Origin of the sequence: Paractinoplanes deccanensis (assembly GCF_016862115.1) — a bacterium.
GTDB lineage: Bacteria > Actinomycetota > Actinomycetes > Mycobacteriales > Micromonosporaceae > Actinoplanes > Actinoplanes deccanensis.
On record NZ_BOMI01000017.1, the window covers coordinates 104,715 to 114,408 of the forward strand.

Consider the following 9,694-nt stretch of genomic DNA (forward strand, 5'->3'; position numbering starts at 1 on the left):
GAGGGTAGTGAGGCAATTATGCTCGACGGTGATCTTTACGCCTTTCAGGACCTGCTTTCGGAGGACGAGGCCGCCGTCGTGCGGCGGGTCCACGACTTCCTCGACGCCGAGGTCGTGCCGATCGCGAACGACCACTGGGCCCGCGCCGACTTCCCGCACCATCTGATCAAGCGGTACGCGGACCTCGACATCGCCGACCGGCAGGGCTCGAACCTGCTGAACGGCTGGCTGGCGCTCGAGATGGCCCGCGCCGACGCGTCGATGGCCACCTTCTACGGCGTGCACGCCGGCCTGGCGATGGGCAGCATCCGCACCTGCGGCTCCGAGGAGCAGAAGGCCCGGTGGCTGCCGCAGATGGCGGCGTTCGACAAGATCGGCGCCTTCGCGCTGACCGAGCCGACCGGCGGCTCGGACGTGGCCGCCGGGCTGCGGACGACCGCCCGCCGCGACGGGGACACGTGGGTCCTCGACGGCAACAAGCGCTGGATCGGCAACGCCACCTTCGCCGACCTGATCGTGGTGTGGGCGCGCTCCGTGGATGACGATCAAGTCAAGGGCTTCGTGGTGCCGCGCGAGACGCCCGGCCTGACCGCCACGAAGATCGAGAACAAGATCGCGCTGCGCACCGTGCAGAACGCCGACATCGTGCTGGACGGCGTCCGGGTTCCCGAGGCGGACCGGCTCCAGAACGCCAACTCCTTCAAGGACACGGCGAAGGTGCTGCGCCAGACCCGCAGCGGCGTGGCGTGGGAGGCCGTGGGGGTCATGCTCGCCGCGTACGAGATCGCCTTGAAGTATGCGAAGGAACGCCGGCAGTTCGGCAGGCCGATCGCGTCCTTCCAGCTGGTGCAGGATCTGCTGGTGCGGATGGTCGGCAACCTGACCGGGTCGCTCGGCATGTGCGTGCGGCTGGCCCAGCTCCAGGACGCGGGACAGTATCGCGACGAGCACTCGGCGCTGGCGAAGGCGTACTGCACGACCCGGATGCGCGAGGTGGTCGGCTGGGCGCGGGAGATCCTCGCGGGCAACGGCATCGTGCTCGACTACGACATCGGGCGCTTCGTGGCCGACTCCGAGGCGCTCTACTCGTACGAGGGCACGCGCGAGATCAACACGCTTATTGTGGGCCGCGCCATCACGGGCGAGAGCGCGTTCGTCTCATAATCGCCCGATGACGTGGTTGGGGGTTCCCGCGGTGCGGCGCGCGGCGCGCGTCACGCTCGTTGCCTGCCTCGGCTTCTATCTCTGCCGGTACGTCTTCGGCCTGCCGGCCATGGCGCCGTACGCGCTCTTCGGCGCCGTGGCCCTCGGCGCGCTCTCGACCATCCCGGGCAGCCCGCGCCAGCGGTCGGCGACCCTGATCGCCGTGCTGCCCGTCGGGTGGGCGCTGGTCACGGCCGGCACGCTGCTGTCGGTGAGCGACTGGGCGGCGGCCGCCGGCATGTTCGTGCTCGGCTTCGCGGTCAGCTTCGTCGGCGTCGGCGGGCCCCGGCTGGTCGGGCTCGCCGCCGGGATGCAGCTGCTCTACATCCTGCCGTGCTTCCCGCCGTACGACCCGGGGTCGCTCCCGCAGCGGCTGGCCGGCCTCACGCTCGCCGTCGTGCTGCTCGCCGCGGCGGAACTGCTGCTGTGGCCCGACCGGACGCCGGAGCCGTACCGGGAACGGCTGGCCAAGGCGGTCTCGCTGCTGGCGGCGTGCTTCGACGCGCTCGCCGACGACTGGTCGGGCAGGGAGGGCCGGTCCCGGCTCGCGGCGCTGCTGCCCGAGGCCACGGAGGCGGCCGAGGCGCTGCGGCCCTCCCGGCTGCCGCCCGAGCTGCGTCCCGCGTCGGCGGGCCGGCGCGACCGGGCGCTCAGCTCGGCGGCGGGCACGGCCCGGCTGCTGGTGGGCCGCGCGGCCGACCTCTACTTCCTGGAGGATCGCGAGGCGGTCACCCTGCCCGCGTCGGCACGGCTGCTGCGGGCGGCGGCCGGCTGCACCGACACGGTCGCGGCCTGGCTGTACGGCAAAGGCCCGCTGCCCGACACCGACCGGCTGCGGGCGGCGCTCACCGAGTTCCGCGCGGCGCGCGCCGCGACGGACCCGAGCGGGCTGCCACCGGAACGGCTGGAGCTCGGGGCGCTCGCGCTGTCGCTGGGCGAGTGGACGAAGTCGCTCGTGTTCGCGACGCGCATCGCGGCGGGGGAGCGGCCGCGGACCCCGGTCGGCGAGGGCATGTTCTGGTACGCGTACCGCGGCACCCCGTACCTCTGGTGGCACCGCCTGCGCGAGAACCTGACACCCCGGTCCGTCGCCTTCCAGGGCGCGCTGCGGCTGGCGGCGGCGCTCGCGGTGGCCCGCCTGGTCGCCGGCGTCTTCGACCTGTCGCACGGCTTCTGGGTGCTGCTCACGATCCTGACGGTGCTGCGGGCGTCGGCCGCGGAGACCCGCTCGGCGCTGAAACCGGCGGTGATCGGCACCATCGCCGGCTCGGTGGTGGCCGCCGGCGTGCTGCTGCTGGGCCTCGACCCGACGGTGTACGCCGTGGTGCTGCCCGTGGTGATGCTGACCGGCCTGGCGGCCGGCCCGCTGCTCGGCCTCGGCTGGTCGCAGGCCCTGTTCACGCTGGTCATCACGTTCGTCTTCGCCCAGGTCACGCCGGTCGACTGGCGCCTGGCCGAGGTCCGCGTCCTCGACGTGGTGATCGGCGCCGCGGTGGGCCTGCTGATCGGCCTGTTCGCCTGGCCCCGAGGCGGCGCCGGCGAGCTGCAGCGCGCCGCGGCGAACTTCATGGCCGCGTCCGCGCCGGTGGTCCGCGAGACGGTGGCCGTCATGGCGAGGGGCGCCCAGCCGGCCGGCGCCCTCCCGTCGGCCCGCAGGGCGAGCCTGCTTGCGGAGGCGTCCTACGCGCTTTACCAGTCCGAACGCCACCCCGGCGCCAAGGTCGACTGGCAGGCCACCCTGCTGGCCGGCCACCATGCCGTCCGCGGCGCCGAGGCCCTGATCCGCTCCTGCCCCGCGGGTGGCCTGCTGCCCTGCGAGACCCAGCTGACGGCCGCCGCCGAGGACGTGGCCGCCTGCTACACCCGGGCCGCGGCGGCCCTCCGCCGGGGCGACCCGATGCCCGACGTGCCGCCGCCGGTCCCGGTCCCGTGGCCCAACGACCTCGGGCAGGACCTCTACATCATCGCCGACCTGCGCGTCTGGCTGCTCGCGCTGCGCGACGACCTCGCCGGCCGCCGAGAGCCCGTCGGCACCGCAGAGGCCAAAGCCACCCAACCCGCCGACGGCGCCGTGTAACGCCCTTCGATTTCACCGCATTACGGGTGAAAGGCTGGCATCGTCTCTCAGGTGAAGGGACTCAGCCGCGCCGAAGCGACCCGCGGCGTCGAACAGCGCCTGGACGCGACCCTTCACGCGCACGCCGGCCTGCGGCTGGCCCCGATCCCGCCCGCCCTGCTGCGCCCGCCGCCCGGCCCCGGCGCGCGGATTCTTCGTGGCGGCCACCTTCCGCATCTGGGCGAGACGGCCGGCGACGTCTACGACGACATCCGGCACCTGTGGGAGGAGTCCGGCTGCCGCGTCGAGGACCGGGCCGGCCCGGACGGCCGCGTGCTCGTCGTGCACGATCCCGCCGGCTACGTGATCACGCTGACGCACCCGCCCGGCGACGCGGATCCGACGCTGACCGTGGCCTCGCCGCGCGTACCCGCCGAGATGATCGATCGCGGCCTGCTGGCCGGTCTGCTCTCCGGGATCGCGCTGGGCTGCGGCGGGCCGTGCCTGTTCTCGGCCGGCCCGATGACCGCGTTCCCGTCGCTCGCCGGGCTCGCCGCCCCGTTCTGGGGCTGGATCCCGCTCTACCTGCTCGTCGGTGTCGGCTCGGCCTGGCTGCCCGAGAGCCGCAAGTTCGGCCTGGGCCTGCTGGCCGGCGGCGCCGTCGTCGGCATCTCGGTGGCCGGCATCTTCGCCTGAGACGAGGGCTAGGGCTGAGGCGTCGCGCGGCGCCGGCCGCCGCCGAGGTGCTTCGTGTCGCGCTTGGCCTCGTACATGGCGGCGTCGGCGCCCTTCATCAGCGCCTCGTAGTCGGTGGCGTCCTCCGGGTAGAGGGCGATGCCCACGCTTCCGCCCACGGTGACCTGCTGGCCGTCGATGGTGAACGGCTCGCGCAGCCGGTCGCAGATCCGGTCGGCGACGGCTGACGCCACCGCGTCGTCGGGGTCGCGGGTCAGCAGGATGGCGAACTCGTCGCCGCCGAGGCGGGAGACCACGTCGTCGTCGCGTACGGCTCCCAGCAGTCGCTTTGCCACCTGCTGGAGCAGGACGTCGCCGGCCTGGTGGCCCTCCGTGTCGTTGACCTGTTTGAAGCCGTTGAGGTCGAGCAGCATGAGCGCCACGCGGCCGCCCCCGACCGCCGCGTCGGAGACCGCGCGCTCCGCCCGCTCGATCAGGAACGAGCGGTTGGGCAGGCCGGTCAGCGAGTCGTGGAACGCCTGGTGGCTGAGTTGCGCGACGTGCGCCTGGGCCGCCTGGCGCATGCCGGCGCTGTCGACGATCAGGGTGCCCTCGACGGAGAGCTGCTCGGCGAAGATGCGGTCGCGGAAGGTCCATTCCCGCTGCGCCGTGGAGTCGCCGCACAGGATCAGCCCGACCGGCCCGGCCGCCGACATCAGGGGCATGGCGATGTACGACTTGAGGCCGATCGTGCGTACCGGGCCGCCGGGGAGCACGTCCGCGGTCGCCGCGTCGTTGATGAGCGACACCTTGCCGTCCTTGATCGCCTGCCACACCGGCGTCTGGGAGATCGCCTGGCCGAGCGCCGACGTGAGCGCGGCACCCTCGTCCGGCAGGTTGAAGCCGTGCACGTAGTTGACCGTGCCGGTTGCGTCGATCAAGCACACGGCGGCGTGCTCGGTGCGGAAGCCGTCCGCCGCGGCGCCGGCCAGGATGTGCCCGGCCGCCTCGACGGTGGTCGCCGCCATGCCCTCCTCGAAGAGGCGGCGGATGATCGTGGTGTTGTGCGTGACCCACTGCCGCTGCTTCTCGGCGGCGAGGCCCTGCAGCGTGGTCGCGAAGTGCAGGGCCAGCGCGGCGAGCACGTCGGGGCGCAGCGCGTCCAGGTCGCCGCCGGTGAGCAGGAGCACGCCGACGGTCTGCCCGCCGATGCGCAGGCGGATCGGCATCTGCTCGCCGGTGACCTTCGGCGCGGCGCCGGCGGCCAGGCGGAACACCTTGCCGGCGACGAGCGTGTCGCGCCGGCCCGGCTCGCCGAACTGCGCGGTCGGGCAGAGCATGCCGGTCTCGGAGTCGAGCTCGAAGACGGTGGCGGCGGTGAGCCCGGCCGCCCGCACGAGGTGCGGCACCGTCAGGTCGAGCACGTGCTGCACCGACGGGGTGTCCTTGGTCATGAACGCCACCAGGTCGGCGAGCAGCGCGTCCTGCGGCTCGTCGACGGTGTCCGGGCCCACGGGCCGGATCTGGCTGCTCACGCTCATGGCCCTATGAGTCGGCACCGCGCGCCCGGTTGTGAGCCCTCCGCGTGTGATCCCAGGCGCTGTTCGGGTGCGGGAAAGTTCGGCCCCTTCGGGCAAACATCGACGCCCATGAGTCCTTGACGCTCCCTGTGAAACATTGTTGAAATGTGTTGGCTCATGGCGTAACACGAGCGACCGAAAGGACTTTCGCGCGTGAAAAGACATGCCCTGTCCGCCGTCCTCCTGATCGCGAGCGTCGTCGGCATCGCCGCACCGGCGCACGCGGAGCCCACCTGGCATCCCGGGATCCCGCCGCTGGCCACCCCGTGGACGAGCAAGGTCGGCCCCGGCAACGCGCTTCCCGAATATCCCCGTCCGCAGCTCACCCGCGACAAGTGGCAGAACCTCAACGGCGTCTGGGAGTTCGCCAAGGCGGAGACCGGCGAGGCGGTGCCGGCCGGCCGGAGCCTCGGCGAGCGCGTGCTCGTGCCGTACCCGATCGAATCGGCCCTCAGCGGGATCCAGCGGCACGAGGACCGCATGTGGTACCGCCGCACCTTCACGGTGCCGGCGACCTGGAAGATCGGGCAGGGCAACCGCCTGCGCCTCAACTTCGCCGCCGTCGACTACGACGCGAAGGTCTACGTCAACGGCACGCAGGTCGCCACCCACCGCGGCGGGTACGACGGCTTCGACGTCGACGTGACCGACGCGCTGAACGGCACCGGGCCGCAGGAGCTGATCGTCTGGGCCGAGGATCTGACCGACGCCACCGGCCAGCCGATCGGCAAGCAGCGCCGCACCGGCGACCGCGGCATCTTCTACCAGGGCAGCTCGGGCATCTGGCGTACGGTCTGGATGGAGCCCGTGCCCGCCGCCTCGATCACCGACCTGGTCGTCACGCCGTCGCTGACCTCGCTGCAACTCAAGGTCAACACGACGGCCGGGAGCGGCCTGACGGTCAAGGCGGTGGCGCGCGACGGCTCCCGCACGGCCGGCACGGTGACGGGCGCCGCCGGGACGACGCTGACGCTGCCGATCAGCAGGCCCAAGCTGTGGTCACCCGACAATCCTTTCCTGTACGACCTGACGGTCACCCTGCAGAGCGGCGGCAAGACGGTCGACACGGTCGGGTCGTACTTCGGCCTGCGCACCGTCGGCACGGCCAAGGGCGCCGACGGCAAGCTCCGGATCACGCTGAACGGCAAGATCCAGTTCAACATGGCCAACCTCGACCAGGGCTTCTGGCCCGACGGCCTGCACACCGCGCCCACCGACGCGGCCCTCAAGTGGGACCTGCAGCAGGACAAGGCGATGGGCTTCAACGCGGTCCGCAAGCACATCAAGGTCGAGCCCGACCGCTGGTACTACTGGGCCGACAGGCTGGGCCTGCTCGTCTGGCAGGACATGCCGTCCGCGAACACCGGCCCGATCCCGCCGGAGTGGCGCGACCAGTTCGAGGCGGAGCTGCACGAGATGGTTCGTGAGCACGCGTCCTGGACGTCGATCGTCGCCTGGGTGCCGTTCAACGAGGGCTGGGGCGAGTGGGACCGGGCCGCGACCGGCCGGATCGCCGACGCGGTGCGGGCGCAGGACCCGTCCCGCCTGGTGAACGCGCACAGCGGCGTCAACTGCTGCAACTCCAAGGGCGACTCCGGCCGCGGCGACGTGATCGACTTCCACCAGTACCTCGGCCCGGCCTCCCCGGCGCCGTCGGAGACCCGCGTGTCGATCGACGGCGAGCACGGCGGCTACGGCCTCAAGACCTCCAACCACATGTGGTTCGGCGACGGTCAGGCGTACGAGATGACGCCCGACTCGGCGACGCTGACCGCCAAGTACGTGAGCAACCAGGAGGACGTGCTCACCTCGGCGCAGTACTGCGGCATCAGCGCGGCCGTCTACACCCAGCTGTCGGACGTGGAGGGCGAGCTCAACGGCTTCTTCACCTATGACCGCCAGGTCACGAAGATGGACCTGCGCCAGGTGCGCGCCATCAACCAGAAGATCATCCGGGAGGCGAACGGGAGCGGGGCGTCGGTGCCGCAGCCGCCCGCCGGCACGCCGGGCCTGACCGGGATAGCCTTCTGGCCGCTGGACGGGTCGTACGGCACGCTGACGCCGGCCGGCACGTTCGTCGAGGGCCGCACCGGGCAGGGCGTCGCGCTGGAGAACGCCTTCATGGACGCCGGCAAGCCGGTGCTGGACACGTCGTCGGACTACTCGGCCGCCGCGTGGGTCAAGCTGGACAAGGCCGACGGGGCCTTCCAGACCGTCATCAGCCAGGACGGCCCGGCGAACAGCGACTTCTACCTGCAGTACTCCGGCGCCGACCAGCGCTTCGCGATGAGCTTCGCCGGCGTGCGCGCGCTCGCCCCGGTGAAGCCCGAGGTGGGCAGGTGGTACCACCTGGCCGGCGTGCGCGACACGGTCAAGGGCGAGCTGCGCCTCTACGTCGACGGCGCCCTCGCCGGCTCGGTCAGCGCCTGCCTGCCGCAGGCCGGCCCGACCGGCAACACGGTGATCGGCCGCGGCAAGTACGGCGGCAACCCGGTCGACTACCTCGACGGCACGGTCGACCAGGTGCACCTCTACGACCGGGCGCTCTCGGCCACGGAGATCGCCGAACTGCACGCCTCGGGCCTCTAGCCCGGCCCGCGCGGTGCCGGATCTAGGACAGAGTTTTCCCAGCTCAGATCCTAGATTCGGCACATGCGTATCGCGACGTTCAACCTGGAGAACTTCGACGAGACCTCGGCCGGCGTGCGCCCGTCGCTCGCCGACCGCATCGCGCTCATGCGCCCCCAGATCCAGCGGCTGCGCGCCGACATAGCCTGCTTCCAGGAGGTGAACGGCCAGGAGCGCCCCGGCAAGCCCCGCGACCTGCACGCGCTGCGCGAGCTGCTGGCCGGCACCAACCTGGAGGGCGCCGAACTCGTCAGCACCAAGCCCAAGGACGACGGCGTCTACGACGAGCGCAACCTCGTGGTCGCCACCCACCTGCCCGTCCTGGCCCGCCAGCAGCTGCGCAACGAGCTGGTCAAGGCCCCCACCTACCGCCGCCTCACGGCCAACCCGCCCGACCAGTTCCCCATAGAGATCAACATCGAGCGCCCCATCCTCCACGTCGAGCTCAACGCCGGCGGCAAGCCCCTCCACGTGATCAACGTCCACCTCAAGTCGAAGATCCCCACCGACATCCCCGGCCAGACCGTCGACGCATTCACCTGGCGCAGCGCCGACTCGTGGGCCGAGGGCAGCTTCATCAGCTCGATGAAGCGCATGGCGCAGGCCCTGGAGGTACGCCGCCTCGTCGACCAGCTCCTCGACGCCGACCCGGCCGCCCGCATAGTCGTCGCCGGCGACTTCAACGCCACCCCCGACGAGGTCCCCGTCCTGGCCATCCGCGGCCAGGTGGAGGACACCGGAAACGGCGCCCTGGCCGGCCGAGTCCTGGTCCCGATCGAGGCAACCATCCCCGAGCCGAGCCGCTACACCCTGTTCCACCAGGGCCGCGGCGACATGCTCGACCACATGCTGGTCACCCGCAACCTGCTGGCCCACTACCGAGGCTCCGAAATCCACAACGAGCTCCTGCACGACGAGTCCCAGTCCTTCGCCACCGACATCAAATACCCGGAGTCCGACCACGCCCCGGTCGTAGCAACCTTCGACTTCGCCTGACCCCCGCGGCGCCGCCTCACCCGCGGCGCCGCCTCACCCGCGGCGCCGCCTCACCCGCGGCGCCGCCTCACCCGCGGCGCCGCCCCACGCACGGCGCCGCCCCAGCCGAGGGCGGCGCCCGAGCCGTCCGCGCTGCGGCGCGGCGCGTGGTGCCCGGACCTGCCCCGTGTGCGGCGCGTGGTGCCCGGACCTGCCCGGTTGACGGCCTCCGCTGGGAGCGGCCTGCGCTGGGAGCGGCCTGCGTTGGACGGGTCTCGGCGGTGGACGGCTTGGGTGGTGTCCCGGTCACGCCGCCCAGCCAACGGTGCGCGCGGCGGCGCCTGGATGGCGAGCGGGCGGTTCGCGCTGGGGGCGTGCGGTGGGGCCGATCTGGGTGCCGGGCGGTCTGGGGGTGGGCGTGGTGGGTGGCTTGTGTGGTGTCCGGGCCACGCCGCCTGGCCGGCGGCGCGTGGCGGCGCTTGGGTGGTGAGCGGGTGGTCTGCGCTGGTAGTGGCCTGGGTTGGGCTGTCTGGGTGCTGGGTGCTGGGTGCTGGGTGGTGGTTGAGGTGGGTGGCTT

At 72.3% G+C, this 9,694-nt stretch carries 6 protein-coding genes; 5 read left to right on the plus strand and 1 reads right to left on the minus strand.

Features of this window, described 5'->3' with window-relative positions; translation table 11 throughout:
* Positions 1-18: 18 nt before the first annotated feature.
* Genes Ade02nite_RS06185 through Ade02nite_RS06195 form a run of 3 tightly spaced genes read left to right on the plus strand, consistent with a single transcriptional unit; the run spans position 19 to position 3,955 of the window.
* Positions 19-1,164: an acyl-CoA dehydrogenase family protein gene (locus tag Ade02nite_RS06185; protein ID WP_203760536.1), complete on the plus strand. Its 1,146-nt coding sequence runs from the start codon at positions 19-21 to the stop codon at positions 1,162-1,164.
* Between the two features lie 7 nt (positions 1,165-1,171).
* Positions 1,172-3,280, plus strand: a complete 2,109-nt coding sequence (locus Ade02nite_RS06190; RefSeq protein ID WP_203760537.1) for an FUSC family protein — start codon at positions 1,172-1,174, stop codon at positions 3,278-3,280.
* A 51-nt stretch (positions 3,281-3,331) separates the two neighbouring features.
* Positions 3,332-3,955, plus strand: coding sequence for a hypothetical protein (locus Ade02nite_RS06195; RefSeq protein WP_203760538.1), 624 nt, complete (start codon positions 3,332-3,334; stop codon positions 3,953-3,955).
* Between the two features lie 8 nt (positions 3,956-3,963).
* Here the strand turns inward: Ade02nite_RS06195 and Ade02nite_RS06200 are convergent, their stop codons facing one another.
* Entirely contained in the window at positions 3,964-5,475 is a 1,512-nt protein-coding gene (locus Ade02nite_RS06200) for a diguanylate cyclase domain-containing protein (protein ID WP_203760539.1), read from the minus strand.
* Between the two features lie 192 nt (positions 5,476-5,667).
* Here Ade02nite_RS06200 and Ade02nite_RS06205 point away from each other — a divergent pair, with 192 nt between their 5' ends.
* Both Ade02nite_RS06205 and Ade02nite_RS06210 read left to right on the plus strand, forming a co-directional pair.
* A complete protein-coding gene (locus tag Ade02nite_RS06205; RefSeq protein WP_203760540.1) occupies positions 5,668-8,103 on the plus strand; it encodes a LamG-like jellyroll fold domain-containing protein in 2,436 nt (811 codons plus the stop codon).
* Positions 8,104-8,166: 63 nt separating this feature from the next.
* Positions 8,167-9,138 (plus strand): endonuclease/exonuclease/phosphatase family protein, encoded by a 972-nt coding sequence (locus Ade02nite_RS06210; protein ID WP_203760541.1) that lies wholly within the window; start codon positions 8,167-8,169, stop codon positions 9,136-9,138.
* The last annotated feature ends 556 nt before the right edge of the window (positions 9,139-9,694 follow it).

Coding starts and splice junctions, on each gene's coding strand:
- Ade02nite_RS06185 (WP_203760536.1), top strand. CDS start 19: ATGCTCGACGGTGATCTTTACGCCTTTCAGGACCTGCTTTCGGAGGAC.
- Ade02nite_RS06190 (WP_203760537.1), top strand. CDS start 1,172: ATGACGTGGTTGGGGGTTCCCGCGGTGCGGCGCGCGGCGCGCGTCACG.
- Ade02nite_RS06200 (WP_203760539.1), bottom strand. CDS start 5,475: ATGAGCGTGAGCAGCCAGATCCGGCCCGTGGGCCCGGACACCGTCGAC.
- Ade02nite_RS06210 (WP_203760541.1), top strand. CDS start 8,167: ATGCGTATCGCGACGTTCAACCTGGAGAACTTCGACGAGACCTCGGCC.